Here is a 14,873-nt window from a genome sequence, read left to right as displayed (position 1 = left end):
GACGGGCCGCCCGTGTCAGTCGCCTTCGAACGCGGAGATCGGCGGGCAGGAGCACACGAGGTTGCGGTCGCCGTGCGCGCCGTCGATGCGCCGCACCGCAGGCCACACCTTCGGCCGGGCCTTGCCGCGGGGGAACACCGCCGTCTCACGGGTGTAGGGGTGGTTCCACTCCGCCGCCAGGCAGCCTGCCGTGTGCGGGGCACCGCGCAGCGGGTTGTCGTCCACCGTCCACTCCCCCGAGCCCACGCGGTCGATCTCGGCGCGGATCGCGATCATCGCCTCGCAGAAGGCGTCGATCTCTTCGAGGTTCTCGCTCTCGGTGGGCTCCACCATCAGCGTGCCCGCCACCGGGAAGCTCATCGTCGGGGCGTGGAAACCGTAGTCGGCGAGGCGCTTTGCGACGTCGTCCACGGTCACACCGGTGTCCTTGGTGATCGGCCGGAGGTCGAGGATGCACTCGTGGGCCACCATTCCGCCCTCGCCGGTGTAGAGGACGGGGAAGTACTCGTCCAGGCGGCGCGCGATGTAGTTGGCCGACGCGATGGCGGTCAGGCTGGCGTGGCGCAGTCCGACGGCGCCCATCATCCGGATGTACGCCCACGTGATGGGCAGGATCGACGCGCTGCCGTAGGGGGCCGCGGAGATCGGGCCCGCGGTGCCGAGTTCCGGCGCGAGCGGATGTCCGGGCAGGAACGGTGTGAGGTGCGACCGCACACCGATCGGACCGACACCGGGGCCGCCGCCGCCGTGCGGGATGCAGAACGTCTTGTGCAGGTTGAGGTGGCTGACGTCGCCGCCGAACCGGCCGGGCCGGGCCAGACCGACCAGGGCGTTGAGGTTGGCGCCGTCGACGTACACCTGGCCGCCTGCGTCGTGGACGGCGGCGCAGATGTCGGCGATCTCGTGCTCGTACACCCCGTGGGTGGACGGGTAGGTGATCATGATCGCCGCGAGGCGCTCGGCGTGGTCGGCGATCTTCGCCCGCAGGTCGTCGAGGTCTACGTCACCGTTCGGGCGGCACGCGACGACCTCGACGCGCATCCCGGCCATGACCGCCGATGCGGCGTTGGTGCCGTGGGCACTCGACGGGATGAGGCAGGTGTCGCGGTGATCGTCGCCGCGGCCGAGGTGGTAGTTGCGGATCGCGAGCAGCCCGGCGTACTCGCCCTGGCTGCCGGCATTCGGCTGCAGGCTGACGGCGTCGTAGCCGGTGACGGCGACGAGCCAGTTCTCGAGGTCCTTGATGATGCGGAGAATGCCCGGGGTGTCTCCGGTGGGCGCGAACGGGTGCAGTCCGGCGAACGCGGGCCAGGTGATCGCTTCCATCTCGGCGGTGGCATTGAGCTTCATCGTGCAGGAGCCGAGCGGGATCATGCTGCGGTCGAGTGCGATGTCCTTGTCGGACAACGCACGCAGGTAGCGCAGCATCGCCGTCTCGGTGCGGTATCGGGTGAACGCCTCGTGCTGCAGGTAGTCGGATCCGCGGAGCTGCGCGGCCGGGACGGACGTGCCCGCCTCGGGGGCCACGGCGCCGTCGCCGCCGAACGCCGCCAGCACGTGGGCGATGTCGTCGTCGGTGGTGGCCTCGTCGCAGGCGACGGCGACATGATCGGCGTCGACGAGCCGCAGGTTGATGCCGGCGTCCTTCGCCTTCGCCACCACGTCCGCCGCCCGGCCGTCGACGCGCACGAGGATCGTGTCGAAGAAGTGCTCGTGCACGACGACGGCCCCGGTCCTGCGGAGTGCGGCGGCCAGGGAGTGTGCCGTGTTCGCCACGCGCAGGGCGATCGCCTTCAGGCCCTCGGCGCCGTGGTAGCTGGCATACATGGCCGCGAGAATCGCGAGGAGCACCTGCGCGGTGCAGATGTTCGAGGTCGCCTTCTCACGGCGAATGTGCTGCTCGCGGGTCTGCAGCGCCAGCCGGTACGCCTTGTCGCCGTCGGCGTCGACGGACACGCCCACCAGGCGGCCGGGAAGCTGGCGTGCGTGCTTGGTGTGCACGGCCAGGTAGCCGGCGTGCGGGCCACCGAAGCCCATGGGGACACCGAACCGCTGGGTGGTGCCGAAGCAGGCGTCGGCCCCGATCTCGCCGGGCGGGGTGAGGAGAGTCAGCGCCAGCAGATCCGCCCCGACCGCGACCAGTGCGCCGCGCTCGTGGGCCGCGGCGATCACGTCGGTGTAGTCGGCGATGCGGCCCGTCGCGCCGGGCATCTGCCCGAGGACGCCGAAGAAGTCGCCGTCCGGCAGGCCGGCGGACAGGTCGGCCACCACGATTTCGATGCCGAGCGGCTCGGCCCGGGTCTCGACGACGGCCAGCGTCTGCGGGAACAGGTCGGCGTCGACGACGAACCGCGGAGACTTGCTCTTGCTCGCCCGGCGCAGCAGGGTCATCGCCTCGGCGGCGGCGGTGGCCTCGTCGAGCATCGACGAGTTGGCGACCTCCATGCCGGTCAGGTCGGCGACCATCGTCTGGAAGTTGAGGAGGGCCTCGAGGCGGCCCTGGCTGATTTCGGGCTGGTACGGCGTGTAGGCCGTGTACCAGGCCGGGTTCTCGATGATGTTCCGGATCAGAACCGGCGGGGTGAGGGTGTCGTAGTAGCCGAGCCCGATCATCGACGTCGCCACGGTGTTCTGCGCGGCGAGTGCGGACAGTTCGGCGAGCGCCTCGTGCTCGGAGACCGGTGCGGGCAGGGCGTCGAGGCCGTCGGCGATGCCGCCCGTGACCCCGTCCAGGATGACGGCGGGAACGGCCTTCGACGCGAGGTCGTCGAGCGAATCGGCTCCGACCAGTTCGAGAATGTGCGCGAGTTCCGCAGCGTTCGGGCCGACATGACGATCGGCGAATGTACGGCTTCCAGCGTCGATCACGACAACTCCCAAGCAGTTCGGAGGATCAGGACACGCCCCGCTCTGCGGAACGCCCCTCCCCCTCTGTCGCCTGCTCGGGTCGAGCGCCTGAGAGATTCGGTACCGTCGTTCGCGTGCGAACACGGCCCTTTCCCCGTGGGCGGGTGGGTGCTCCCACCGCTTTCCAGAGGCGTCGGAGCCCGCACGGTCCTGTTTGCCTGAGAGATTGACGGGGAGGTGTTGCTCCTTCGGCGCCCGAACTCCCGCACGCACGATGCTGCTGTGCATGCAGTGCCCGGAACTCTCCCGCACGGCGTCGACGCACCGCCAGTCTATGCCACGAGCACAGGCAGCGGCGCCACCAGCGCCGTGGTCCTGGGGTTGCGGTCTAGCCGGTCTTGCGGCTCGCGCGGTTCTTGCGCCGCGACGCCAGCTCGTCCTCGGGGCTCTGCTCGCTCTCGCCGCCGTCGGCGCGCTCCGCCGGGAAATCGGCGATGGTGCCGGTCAGTTCGCGCATTGCACCACTGACCGCGATACCGAACACACCCTGCCCGCCCTGGAGCAGATCGACGACTTCCTCGGCCGACGTGCACTCGTAGACCGTGGTCCCGTCCGAGAAAAGTGTGATCTTGGCCAAGTCCCGCACCCCGCGCTTACGGAGGTGGTCGACGGCCACGCGAATGTTCTGCAAGGATATTCCGGTGTCGAGCAGGCGCTTGACGATCTTGAGGACGAGGATGTCTTTGAACGAGTACAGCCGTTGGCTGCCCGACCCGGCCGCGCCACGGATGGACGGCACCACGAGAGATGTGCGAGCCCAGTAATCGAGCTGACGGTAGGTGATTCCCGCGATCTGGCAGGCGATGGGGACGCGGTATCCGACGAGGTCGTCGGGCACGGAATCGTCCGGGAAGAGGCCCGGCTGGATCTCCTCGGAGCTGAACTCGGGCTCGGCAACGTTGTCGCCGGGCGCAAGATTCAGCGCATTCTCCTGCGGCCGATCTCCCACTGACTACTCCCTCTCGCATGTTGCACTGAACCCGACGATCAGTGCGCCTGTGACGCGCGTCGCCAGTGTCCACGGCAATCCGCAGCACATCGACCGGCGCAAGCGCCACCAGTGACATCGAGCTAGTCCGTACCCTGAACCTACTCAGCGTACGCCCGATACAATCTGCAGGGCAGAAAATCACTGCACCGAACGCTATGACTCCAAGGAGACCGGGTCAACGCAACGCGCCGGAAGAACCTCAACCATTACTGCGCCGGCGGCTATTCCGCTGGGGAAACCTAGCCGTCGGTGGCCTTGAAATCGTCCGGCGACACGGACTCGAGGAATTCCTTGAACTTCTCGACCTCGTCCTCACGCTCGTCGGGCATGACCAGACCGGCCTCCGTGAGCACCGATTCCTCGGCGAAGATCGGGACCCCGATGCGCAGTGCGATCGCGATGGAGTCGGACGGGCGGGCCGACACGCGGGTGTTCTGGTCGAACACCAGGTCGGCGTAGAACGTGCCCTCGCGGAGGTCGACGATGCGAACTTCCTTCAGGGTGCGACCGAACGCTTCGATCAGGTTCTTGATCAGGTCGTGGGTCAGCGGACGCGCCGGCTCGACACCCTGTTGCTCGAGTGCGATGGCCGTGGCCTCGGTCTGTCCGATCCAGATGGGCAGGTACCGTTCGCCGTCGGTTTCCCGCAGCAGCAGGACAGGTTGATTCTGGGGCTGCTCGACACGAACTCCGATCACGTGCATTTCGCTCATCGCGTCTGCCTCCACCCTGCAATGGTCCGTCCGCGGCACACAATGCCGTACCAGGATTCTATTCGATTCGTGTCTGCTCTTCGACCGTACAGCCGTTCGAGCGCAGCGTCGTTGGGAAGTTCCCGAGGTGGGACCGCCGGCGAACTCACCTCACCGATCGAGCGCACCTCGGACTGCCGACTTCACCAGGCAGGTGTGCAACGTCAGAGACAACGCGGCCAGTTCGCGCACCATCTCCTCGGCGCGATCACGCGCGCCCGCGTCGCGGCCCTTGGCGACGGGCCCGGCGATCTGCGCGACCAACCCGGCCTCGCGGTCGGCGGCCAGCTTGAACGCCCTCAGGTGCCGCACCTCGAGTCCGAACTCGGACATCGCTCTCGCGGTGCGCGCCAGCGTCACCGCGTCCTCGTCGAAGAACCCCGCAGGCCCGGGAACGACCAGGCCGCCTCGCGTCAGCTCGACGAGGAACTTCTCGTCGATCCCTGCCCGGGAGATCAGATCGTCGCGGCTGATCCGCACCTCGCGGTCGGTGCGGAATTCCTCCGGGGACACCTCGCCCGGGGCCACCGTGAGCGCGCGCGGCCGGCGCGGCGAAGAATCGCCTGCGCCGACCGTGGCCACACCTCTGTCGATGGCCTCGAGCTGCTCCTTGATGACCTTCAGCGGCAGATACTGATCGCGCTGCGCAGTCAGGACGTAGCGCAGTCGTTCAGTGTCGGCGATCGAGAATCGCCGATACCCCGAGGGAGTGCGCTGCGGGCTGATGAGACCCTCTGCTTCGAGGAATCGGATCTTCGAGATCGTCACATCAGGAAAATCGGGGCGCAGTCGATCCAGCACGGAGCCGATCGACATCCCCGAGTGCGCCTGCTGCTGCCGCACCGCGGTCATTGGCTACCCGCACCAGCTGACGTCTCACCGATCTGCGAGCCACCGGCCGTGGTCCGGGGTCCGGTCAGGAAGACCAGCCGGAACTTGCCGATCTGCACCTCGTCGCCGTTCGCGAGGACTGCCGAGTCGACCGGCTCGCGGTTGACGTAGGTGCCGTTGAGGCTGCCGACGTCGACCACCTGGAACTCGTCGTCCTCCTGACGGAACTCCGCATGACGACGGCTGACCGTCACGTCGTCGAGGAAGATGTCGCTGTCGGGATGCCGTCCCGCGGACGTCGTCGGCTGGTCGAGCAGGAAGCGCGACCCTGCGTTCGGTCCACGCTTGACGACGAGCAGAGCAGAGCCCGCGGGCAGTCCCTCCACACCCGACACCGGAGCTTCCGGAGCCTGGGTTGCCGAGGAGTTGTCGAGCTCATTGAGAAAGTCCGCGCGGAAGACCGACGTGGTTTCCGCCGGCGTCTCCCCATAGACCGCGTCGTTGCCGTTCTCGCTCACCGTTTCTCCTCCTAGTTCGATCATCCAGCAAGATTCGCTGGACTACGCAATGCCACTCGGTACTACATAATTCGGTTCCCGTGCACATTAACTTCTGTGCAAACTCCCACGATCACATTCAAACTACGGACCTGCGCCCCGACACGGCACATGCGTTCAACATTGACCGTACCCTGCGCACGCCGGTGCGTGTAGTGAGACAGGCCGCCAGTACATTACGAACCGGTATTCCGACAGCGGATTTCCCCGGCAACCCCGTTTTCCGGGCTGTCGGCACCTTCCAAAACTATCCGATTTCCGCTTCGCGTGTTCGGCGGGAAATTATCCTGCCGTGATGTCTGCATACCCGGCGGCGTCCAGCATTTCGGCCAGTGCGGCGTCGAGGGCCGCCTCGTCGTCGACGCCGAGTTCCACCAGCCACCCCTGCCCGTAGGGCGCGGAGTTCACGAGTTCCGGGTTGCCGTCCAGATCAGCGTTGGCGGCAACGACTTTCGCCGTCAGCGGGGCGAAGATGTCGGAGACGCTCTTGGTGGATTCCACCTCGCCGAACGACTCTCCCGCCGCCACGTCCTCGTCGACCGCCGGAAGCTGGACGAACACGACGTCGCCGAGCTGGGACTGCGCGAAATCGGTGATGCCGACGCGTACCGTCGTGGGCCCCGTCCGCTCGACCCACTCGTGTTCGGCGGTGTACCGACGATCGGCGGGGATTTCGAGCTCACTCACAGTGGCGTCCTTTCGATGGCAATCCGCGGGCGGATGCGAAGATCAATTTCCGGGCTGAGCGTATTGGCGAGGTTTCGCCTCCCGCAAGGCGGAGATCGTGACCTGCTGCGATTGTTCGATCGTCAACTGCCCACCGCTGCGCGCGACCGTGTCGACCACCCCGCCGGGAATGTTCAGGGCCGCCGCCAGAGTCGGCGGATCACCGATGGCGACAACTCCGTAGGGGGCGTTCACCTTGCGGCCGTCCACCGACACGCCGCCTGCCGAACCGGACACCCAGGAGTCGACGCCGATCCGGATGGGCGGGCCGTCGGCCCCCTGGATCTGCACGGCCTCGGCGCCCGCGGCGCGCAGTTCCTGGACGAGGTCGAGCAGGACCTCGGATCCGACGCCCTTGTTGGGGTCGGTGATGCGCATCGTCACGCCGGGGCCGGTGGCCGGTGCGCTCCCGACCTGGATCGACAGGGCCGTCAACCGGGCCTGCGCCTCGTCGAGTGCCGCCCCGGAACTGCCACTCTGTTGCAAGGTTGCCAAGGTCTGTTCCAGCGATGCGATCTCCTGCCGCAGGGCCGCCTCCCGCTGATTCAGCGTGTCCAGGACGACCAGCAGATCCGCGGGGCTCGCCGAGTCGAGCGTGTCACCGGACCCGGTGTTCTTCACCTGCGTCACGATCGCGATTCCCAGCCCGCCGAGCAGGAGCGCGGCCAGCAGCGCGAAGACGACGTGTGAGCGCCGCGACGTCGTGGGTTCGTTGCCGTGCAGTTCGTGTCTGCCCTCGTGCCCGCTCACGTCGCGATCACGCCCCGAACAGACGACGCCGCAGTGCGGCCGCGTTGCCGAAGATGCGGATGCCGAGGACGACGACGATCGCGGTGGACAGCTGGGTTCCGACACCGAGTTGGTCGCCGAGCCACACGATCAGCGCCGCCACGAGGACGTTGAAGACGAACGAGACGACGAACACCTTCGAGTCGAAGATCTCGTCGAGGTATGCGCGCAATCCGCCGAACACCGCGTCGAGCGCGGCGACGACGGCGATGGGCAGGTAGGGCTGCACTGCGTCGGGCACTTGCGGGCTGAACACCACCCCCAGCACGATTCCCACGACCAGGGCGAGCACCCCGTAGATCGCGGATCCGCCCTTCAGTGCTGCCTTCATTCGTGTGACGCCTCCATCCGACTCCGCCGTTGTCATCGTGTTCCTGCTTCCCGGGCTGCCCGCACTTCCCGCGCCGGGGCGGCGGGCAAGTGGAGATCGTCGGCCTCCGCGACCGCGAATCCGATGCCGTACAACTGCGCCACGCTCGACATCCGCAGGTAGGCGTCGCTCACCACGAATCCGGTCTGCATCGGCCCTTGCGGGCCGATGGCGGAGACCACGTACGGCGAGAACACCGGCTGATTGTCCACGAGCATCGCGCCACCCGCCTGCCGGATCGTCACCGACGGGCCGATCCGCACGTCGCCGACCGCAATGGCCTCGGCGCCGCCCGCCCACAGCGAGTTGACCACCGACTGCAGGTCGCGATCGAGCACCACCGCCTTCCCCCCGACACTGCGCTGGGACGAGTCGGACAGGTTGGGTTTGGCTGCGGGGTCGGTGAGCGTCACGGTCAGTCCGGGACCGTGCACGGCCTCGACCCCGGCGTCCCCCTCGAGCCCGTGTAGCTCGTCGAGCAGTGCGTCACCGCGGGCGTCGCCGGCCAGCGCGGAGGCGCGGGCGTCGTCGGCCTGTGCCGACAACGTGTCCCGGGTTGCCGCGAGGGCGCCCGCCCGGTCCTCCGCGTCCTGCACCTTGCTCAGGAGTTCGGTCCGCACCTGCTCGGTGCCCGGGATGCGTTCGGTGGCCTGGCGGTAGGCGACCGACAGCACCAGGCCCACGAGCAGTGCGCCGATCGCGATCCACACCTGCCGGCCGACCCGCGTCTGCCGCGAATGTCCGTGCTCGCGATCCTCGGCCGCGCCCTCGTAGCCGGGGTCCAGATGATCGTTCATCAGAGACTGCAGCAGGGACGGCACCGGATTCCTGCGGACGCCGGACTCGGTGCGTGTCATCAGCGGACCTCGCGTTCGTCGCCGCCCGATCCTCGCGCGGGAACGGTGCGCGCGACGGTCAGCGCGTTGACGGTGTAGAGCAGCCCGGTCCACACGTACAGCACCGTGCCCCAGATCAGCAGTGCAGCGCCGAGCGGCTCCGCCACGGCGGCGATGCTCCAGTCGCCCTGCGCCGCGAGGGTTATCGGCAGTGCGAACATGAGCAGGAACGTGGCCCCCTTGCCGAGGTACATCACGTCGGGGGGTGGCAGTCCGCGCCGCCGGTAGATCAGCAGTGTCAGCGCGAGAACGGCGTCGCGGCCGATCAGGATCGCCGCCACCCACCACGGGATGAATCCGCGCACGACGAACGTCACCAGCGTCGTGACGACGTAGAGGCGATCGACGAACGGGTCGAGCAGCGCACCCAGCTTCGACGACTGGTCGAGGATCCGGGCCAGCTTGCCGTCGAGCCAGTCGGTGAAGCCGCTGATCATGAGGATCGCGAGGGCCCACCCGTCGGAGTGCGTGACGAGAAGCAGGTACACGAACAGCGGCACTCCGAGCAGGCGCACCACGCTCAGGAGATTCGGGACGGTCACGATCCGGTCCGACCGCACAGTGTCCCGGTCCACCGAATTCACCAATATCTCCCCAGCGTCGAGTGCGGACCTGTTCTCGGGCGCTCGTCGCACCGCTCTCGCCACTCTTCCACAACCGCGGCGGTGGTCCGCCGATCGTCCCCCGGAGAATCCATCGGAGCAGGTCAGGCCCTTCTCACTCGCCCGCAGCGATGTCCGGTCGTGGCGGGAGCGGAACCCGCGCGACGGCGTCCGCGGTCAGACTTCCCAGGTACAGCCACCCGTCGTGCTCCCGCACACCGGTGACGGGTGCGTAACTGCCCTTGCCGCCGCGCAGGCTGTGCACGATCTCGCCACGCTGATCGAGGGCGACCACCCAGCCCGCGTGCACCGGGTTCGGCTGGACGGCTTCGGGCAGGTTCGCCGCGACGATGCGCAGCGCGGGGTACGGCGCGAGCAGATCCAGCAGCCGCATCCGCGGGCTGTAGAGCGCCACCCAGAACAGCCCGTCGTCGGTCTGCGACGTCATGTTGTCCGGGATGCCGGGCAGATTCTCGGCCCACACGGACGTCCGGCCCTGCGACGGTCCGATCAGGTCGACGCGGGAGATCTGGTACGAGCCGGTCTCGGCGACGAGGACGAACGATTCGTCCGAGGCCAATCCCACGCCGTTGGCGAACTGCAGTCCCTCCGCGAGGAGGTCGGTCTCCCCGGTCCGCGGGTCGAGCCGCAGCAGGCGACCGGTCCCCCGGTGTTCGAGGAGGTCGTAGCGGTGGTCGGCGATCGTGAAGTGCGCGGAGGAGTCGGTGAAGTACACGACGCCGTCGCGGCCGACAGCGGAGTTGTTACACGCCACGAGCGGGCGCCCGACCGCGGTGTCGGCGAGCACGTCGACGCGCCCCTTCTCGTCCACCCTCAGCACGCCGCGCTCGGCGTCGCAGATCAGGTACCGGCCGTCGTCGAGGACCTCGACCCCGAGGGGCCGCCCGCCCGTGTTCGCGAGTTCGGTGGCGTCGCCGCGGCTGTCGAATCGCCAGATCCGGCCGTCGTTGCCTCCGGTGACCACCCGGCCGTCGTGATCGACGGCCACGTCCTCCGGTCCCTCTCCGGTGGGCAGGGCCCAGCGGTGCACGCCGTCGAGCACTCCGTTGGGAGCGAGCACTCCCGTGAGCGGAGGGGGCGGCGGGGCGTGCCAGACGACGGGGTCGACACCGGTGCGGTCGAGTTTGCGGGCGAGAGACTCGAAGAAGGTCACGGACTGTGAGATTAGTCGCGTATCCCGGTGAACGTGGCCGCCTACCGCCAGGCGAAGACGGGTTGGTCGAAACCGTCGATCCGGGTGTGCCGGTCGTGCAGTGCGACCTCCCGGAACTGGTACACGACCGCGCCCGTCGGGGCGTGCACGAGGTGACGCCGGAACGGCCACTGGATCACCGGTTTCGACGATTCGGGGATCTCCACGAATCGCGGCTCGGCGTCGATCTCGGCAACGCCCACCGAGAACACTTCCGCCACTTCCTCGTGGTTGGGGACGAGCGAGGTGATCGACTGCTCCGACCACACGACGAAGGGCGTGATGACGTACCCGGAGCGGGTGACGTAGTCGTCGAGTCTGCCGAGCACCGCGGACGGCTCCACGTCGAGGCCGAGTTCCTCGTGCAGTTCGCGCCGGGCGGCGTCCTCGCCGGTCTCCCCCGGATCCACCCCGCCACCGGGCAACGCGAACTGCCCCGGATGCGCGCGCATCTTGCTCGGGCGCCTGGTCAGCGGAACGGCCTGACCGTCCGCGCCGTCGTTCATCACGGCGATCACGACCGCCGCGGACCGCCGGTTCGCCGGGTCCACGATCCGTGGTTCGAAGCGGGCCAGCGCGCCGGCGAGCCGTTCCCTGCTGAGTACGTGCCCATTCACCATCACCCGACAGTATCGCCACTCGCCGCGAAACCCACGTTCCGGTCCCCCGCGTTTCGAGGCCCGCGTGCCGGGCGTCCGCCGTCAGCCGAGCAACTGCTGTTTGATCTCGTTCTTCAGGACCTTCCCGAGTTTCGAACGAGGCAGATCGGGCCAGACCAGGATCTCCTTCGGCGTCTTCACGCTGCCGATGCGCGCCTTCACGAACGCCGTGAGCGCGTCGGCCTCGATAGGCTTTCCGGTTCGCGTCTGGACGACGGCGACGACGCGTTCGCCCCATTTCTCGTCGGGGAGCCCGATCACCCCGCAGTCCTGGATGCCCGGGTACGCCATGAGCGCCTGTTCCACTTCGACGGAATAGACGTTGAATCCGCCGGTGATGATCATGTCCTTGGCGCGGTCGACGATGTACAGGAAGTTGTCCTCGTCGAGGTACCCGATGTCGCCTGTGTGATGCCAGCCGTGTGCCGACGCCTCCTGCGTCGCAACGGGATTCTTGTAGTACCCCGTCATGACGAGTGAGCTGCGCACGACCACTTCGCCTCGTTCCCCGGCCGGCAGCAGGGTTCCCTGCCCGTCCATGATCGCGACCGTGACCAGCGGGGAGGGCCGGCCCGCGGAACTCAACCGGGCGGTGGCCACCGACCCGTTCTCGTCGAAGTGGTCTTTCGGCGCCATCGTCGCGATCATCATCGGCGCCTCGCTCTGCCCGAACAGCTGGGCCATCACCGGCCCGATCCGGGTCAGCGCCTCGCTCAGCCGCGTCGGCGAGATCGGCGCCGCGCCGTACCAGAAGCATTGCAGCGAACCGAGGTCCGTCGTCTCCAGGTCGGCGTGGTCGAGCAGCATGTAGATCAGGGTCGGCGGGAGGAACGTGTGGGTGACGCGGTCCCGCTCGATGTGCGCGAGGAACTGCCCGAGGTCGGGCGCGGGCAGGATGACCACCTGCCCGCCGAGGGTGAGGATCGGAAAGCACAGGACACCCGCCGCGTGGGTCAGCGGCGCGAGGGCGAGGTACACCGGTCTGCCGTCGAACGGGTAACTCATCAGGGTCAGCGCCGACATCGTCTCGATGTTCCGGCCGGTGAGCATCACCCCCTTCGGCCGTCCCGTCGTCCCGCCGGTACCGACGATCAGCGCGAGGTCGTCTACGGGCTCGGCGTCGAGGCGTTCGGCACCCAGCCAGGTGTCGAACGAGTCGGCGTACGCCTCGTCGCCGTCGAGACAGACGAGCGTCGTGAGCAGCGGTAACTGCTGCCGGATCCGATCGACCAAGGGCGCGAACGCTTTCTGGAAGATCAGGCAGCGACAGTCGAAGAGGTCGAGCAGGTCCCTGTTTTCCGCGGCTTCGTTCCGCGGGTTGATCGGGCACCACACCGCCCCGGCCCGGCTGATCCCGAACACGCAGGAGAATGCGGTCGGGTCGTTGCCGGACAGGACGGCCACCTTGTCGCCCGCGGCGATCCCCGACCGTGCCAGCGCCGCGGCGACCCGCCGGCTGAGGTCCTGGACGTCCGCGTACGTCAGCGTCCGCTCGCCCATCGTCAGGCACGGCGACGACGGTCCGAGCGAGGCGCCCTTGTCGAGGTAGTCGGTCAATCGCATGGTGCTGTCCTCCTGACGGTCGCGGCCGGGACGATCAGCTCTGCACGGTGAGCACCGGCTCCATCACGAGGCCGAAACTGCGCAGGGCTCCGAGGAGTTCGCGATGCCCGAATGCCTGACACGCCGATGCGAGGCCGGTTCGCTTCGGGGACTGCTGCAACAGGGAGTGCGCGGCGTACGCCTGCAGGAGTCCCGTCTGCTTGTAGTTGCAGTTTCCGTGGATGACGCAGTGCGCCCGGCCGAGCGGACCCGACGCGTACACGGAGTCGAGCGACGTGTTGACGCGGGGGTTCTCCCTGGGCGGCATCCCTGCCTGCACGGAGCCGGCGATCTCCGCGAGCGCCGCGTCCTGCTCGTCCGCGGGGAGGGTCTTGATCTGCTCCTCGACCATCTTCTGGGTCGCGACGACGCCCTCCATCACGGAGCGGTCGAACACGCCGCCGGCCGCCTTCACGTTCGCCACCCGCGGATCGTCCTTGAACCACACGGGGTGGCAGGTGCCGCCCCACGGCAGCGCGAGGGCCATCTGGTGCTGTCCCGGCACCACGACGTCGAAAGTGGTACCTGGGTCCCACTTCACGTACCGGTTCTGCTCCAGGCAGTACCAGTCGGCCTTGAGGATCGTGAAGATCGTCTGCGTGGACGCGTAGGTGGGAAAACCCTTCCACAGCACCAGAATGTCGAGTGTGTCCAGCCCCGGCGTCTCGAGCGCGATGTTCGCCGCGATCTCGCCGGTGGTGTACATCTGGGCGACGCCGGGAGACAGCAGCAGCCCCTTCTCCGCGAACTGGTCGCCGAACTTCGCCTGCACGTCCAGAACCCAGTCCTGCTCCCCGGTCGTGTCGGTGTAGTGGCATCCCGCGGCGAGGGCCGCCTCGACGACGACGGCGCCGTGCTTGATGAACGGGCCGACCATGTTGCTGACCACCCGCGCGCCGCTGAACAGCTCCGTCAGCGCCGGAACGGTGTGTTCCACCTCGACGACCTCGTGGTCGACGGTGTCCAGGCCGGGGATCCGGTCGACCACTTCCTGAATTCGCTTCTTGTCCCGGCCGGCGGCGATGAACGGAATGTTGAACTCGCGCAGGTATTCACACACGAGCCGTCCGGTGTAACCGGAGACTCCGTAGACGATGACGGGCTTCTTGTCGGTCATGACGTGCCTTTCGGTGAATGCGGGGAGAGCCGGAGCGGTCGAATTACATGCCCATGCCACCATCGACCGGCAGGCCGATTCCGGTGACGAAGCGGGCGGCGTCGGAAGCCAGGAAGACGACGGTGTCGGCGATGTCCGCGACCTCACCGAGCCGCCCGAGCGGGGTCAGGCCGATCACGTCGGCGACCGCGGCGTCGGCGCTGGGCCACAATCCGAGCCGCTCCATGTCGGCGGCCAGCCCGAGTCCCATCTCCGTGGCGACCAGCCCCGGGTACACACAGTTCACGCGGACGCCGTACCCCAGTTTTCCCGCTTCCTGCGCCGCGACCCGGGTGAGCCGGTCGACGGCGGACTTCGTGGCGGAATAGCCGGCGATGCCGGGGAACGGGATGGTGGCGGCCACCGAGGAGACGTTGACGATCGACCCTCCCGCGCCCGCGGCACCGCCGGGACGCATCGCGCGCAGACCGTGCTTCAGGCCGAGCGCGACACCGAGGATGTTCACGTCGCACATCCGGCGGACGTCGGCGGGGTCGATATCGACCACGAGTGACGAGATCTCGATGCCGGCGTTGTTGACGAGGAGGTCGAGTCCGCCGAGTTGCTCCACGGTGGCAGCGACGGCGCGCTCCCAGTTGCCGTCGTCGGTGACGTCGAGGGTCACGAATCCGGTGTCGACACCGGACTTCCCGAGCGAGTCGGCGGTCGCGCGTCCCTCTTCCTCGAGGACGTCGCCGATCACGACCGCCGCACCGGCTTCGGCGAGAGCGGCGGCCATTCCGGCCCCCAGACCCTTCGCACCACCGGTGACCAGCGCTTTTCGTCCTGCAAGATCACGCACGCTCATTCCGACCTGCCTTC

15 protein-coding genes and 1 riboswitch are annotated in these 14,873 nt (G+C 68.1%); all 15 genes read right to left on the bottom strand.

What is annotated here, in order from left to right:
• Positions 1–15 precede the first annotated feature (15 nt).
• Positions 16–2,868: an aminomethyl-transferring glycine dehydrogenase gene (gcvP, locus tag CJ179_RS28705; protein ID WP_095863660.1), complete on the bottom strand. Its 2,853-nt coding sequence runs from the start codon at positions 2,866–2,868 to the stop codon at positions 16–18.
• A 174-nt stretch (positions 2,869–3,042) separates the two neighbouring features.
• Positions 3,043–3,166, bottom strand: a riboswitch (glycine riboswitch).
• Between the two features lie 69 nt (positions 3,167–3,235).
• A complete protein-coding gene (locus tag CJ179_RS28700) occupies positions 3,236–3,856 on the bottom strand; it encodes a MerR family transcriptional regulator (RefSeq protein ID WP_012687890.1) in 621 nt (206 codons plus the stop codon).
• Between the two features lie 281 nt (positions 3,857–4,137).
• Positions 4,138–4,611: a bifunctional nuclease family protein gene (locus CJ179_RS28695; protein WP_072941833.1), complete on the bottom strand. Its 474-nt coding sequence runs from the start codon at positions 4,609–4,611 to the stop codon at positions 4,138–4,140.
• A gap of 150 nt (positions 4,612–4,761) precedes the next feature.
• Positions 4,762–5,502, bottom strand: a complete 741-nt coding sequence (locus tag CJ179_RS28690) for a MerR family transcriptional regulator (RefSeq protein ID WP_012687892.1) — start codon at positions 5,500–5,502, stop codon at positions 4,762–4,764.
• Positions 5,499–6,023, bottom strand: coding sequence for an FHA domain-containing protein (locus CJ179_RS28685; RefSeq protein WP_370183841.1), 525 nt, complete (start codon positions 6,021–6,023; stop codon positions 5,499–5,501). Before CJ179_RS28685 ends, CJ179_RS28690 begins: the two co-directional genes overlap by 4 nt.
• 297 nt (positions 6,024–6,320) lie before the next feature.
• Positions 6,321–6,725: a glycine cleavage system protein GcvH gene (gene gcvH, locus CJ179_RS28680; protein WP_072941836.1), complete on the bottom strand. Its 405-nt coding sequence runs from the start codon at positions 6,723–6,725 to the stop codon at positions 6,321–6,323.
• Between the two features lie 42 nt (positions 6,726–6,767).
• A complete protein-coding gene (locus CJ179_RS28675; protein WP_072941838.1) occupies positions 6,768–7,514 on the bottom strand; it encodes a DUF881 domain-containing protein in 747 nt (248 codons plus the stop codon).
• Positions 7,515–7,521: 7 nt separating this feature from the next.
• Positions 7,522–7,884 carry a small basic family protein gene (locus CJ179_RS28670; RefSeq protein WP_072941841.1) on the bottom strand — a complete coding sequence of 121 codons (363 nt, stop codon included), beginning with the start codon at positions 7,882–7,884 and terminating at the stop codon, positions 7,522–7,524.
• Positions 7,885–7,916: 32 nt separating this feature from the next.
• Positions 7,917–8,780, bottom strand: coding sequence for a DUF881 domain-containing protein (locus CJ179_RS28665; protein ID WP_095863659.1), 864 nt, complete (start codon positions 8,778–8,780; stop codon positions 7,917–7,919).
• Entirely contained in the window at positions 8,780–9,403 is a 624-nt protein-coding gene (locus tag CJ179_RS28660; RefSeq protein WP_072941847.1) for a CDP-alcohol phosphatidyltransferase family protein, read from the bottom strand. Before CJ179_RS28660 ends, CJ179_RS28665 begins: the two co-directional genes overlap by 1 nt.
• Positions 9,404–9,536: 133 nt before the next feature.
• Positions 9,537–10,595, bottom strand: coding sequence for an SMP-30/gluconolactonase/LRE family protein (locus CJ179_RS28655; RefSeq protein WP_095863658.1), 1,059 nt, complete (start codon positions 10,593–10,595; stop codon positions 9,537–9,539).
• 41 nt (positions 10,596–10,636) lie between these two features.
• Positions 10,637–11,254, bottom strand: coding sequence for a CoA pyrophosphatase (locus tag CJ179_RS28650; RefSeq protein ID WP_095863657.1), 618 nt, complete (start codon positions 11,252–11,254; stop codon positions 10,637–10,639).
• Positions 11,255–11,335: 81 nt separating this feature from the next.
• Positions 11,336–12,856, bottom strand: coding sequence for a long-chain fatty acid--CoA ligase (locus CJ179_RS28645; protein WP_072941854.1), 1,521 nt, complete (start codon positions 12,854–12,856; stop codon positions 11,336–11,338).
• A gap of 34 nt (positions 12,857–12,890) precedes the next feature.
• Entirely contained in the window at positions 12,891–14,012 is a 1,122-nt protein-coding gene (locus tag CJ179_RS28640) for a DUF5938 domain-containing protein (RefSeq protein WP_095863656.1), read from the bottom strand.
• 43 nt (positions 14,013–14,055) lie between these two features.
• Positions 14,056–14,859, bottom strand: coding sequence for an SDR family NAD(P)-dependent oxidoreductase (locus CJ179_RS28635; RefSeq protein ID WP_095863994.1), 804 nt, complete (start codon positions 14,857–14,859; stop codon positions 14,056–14,058).
• Positions 14,860–14,873 lie beyond the last annotated feature (14 nt).

The sequence above is a fragment of the Rhodococcus sp. ACS1 genome, assembly GCF_002300155.1.
GTDB lineage: Bacteria > Actinomycetota > Actinomycetes > Mycobacteriales > Mycobacteriaceae > Rhodococcus_F > Rhodococcus_F koreensis.
The sequence above is the reverse complement of the archived record's forward strand: the minus strand, read 5'-3'. Positions and strand labels throughout refer to the sequence as shown.

What these genes read in the sequence shown, in the direction of transcription:
- CJ179_RS28695 (WP_072941833.1), bottom strand. Translation starts at nt 4,611, where the DNA reads ATGAGCGAAATGCACGTGATCGGAGTTCGTGTCGAGCAGCCCCAGAAT.
- CJ179_RS28670 (WP_072941841.1), bottom strand. Translation starts at nt 7,884, where the DNA reads ATGAAGGCAGCACTGAAGGGCGGATCCGCGATCTACGGGGTGCTCGCC.
- CJ179_RS28685 (WP_370183841.1), bottom strand. Translation starts at nt 6,023, where the DNA reads ATGATCGAACTAGGAGGAGAAACGGTGAGCGAGAACGGCAACGACGCG.
- CJ179_RS28690 (WP_012687892.1), bottom strand. Translation starts at nt 5,502, where the DNA reads ATGACCGCGGTGCGGCAGCAGCAGGCGCACTCGGGGATGTCGATCGGC.
- CJ179_RS28640 (WP_095863656.1), bottom strand. Translation starts at nt 14,012, where the DNA reads ATGACCGACAAGAAGCCCGTCATCGTCTACGGAGTCTCCGGTTACACC.
- CJ179_RS28665 (WP_095863659.1), bottom strand. Translation starts at nt 8,780, where the DNA reads ATGACACGCACCGAGTCCGGCGTCCGCAGGAATCCGGTGCCGTCCCTG.
- CJ179_RS28650 (WP_095863657.1), bottom strand. Translation starts at nt 11,254, where the DNA reads ATGGTGAATGGGCACGTACTCAGCAGGGAACGGCTCGCCGGCGCGCTG.
- CJ179_RS28635 (WP_095863994.1), bottom strand. Translation starts at nt 14,859, where the DNA reads ATGAGCGTGCGTGATCTTGCAGGACGAAAAGCGCTGGTCACCGGTGGT.
- CJ179_RS28645 (WP_072941854.1), bottom strand. Translation starts at nt 12,856, where the DNA reads ATGCGATTGACCGACTACCTCGACAAGGGCGCCTCGCTCGGACCGTCG.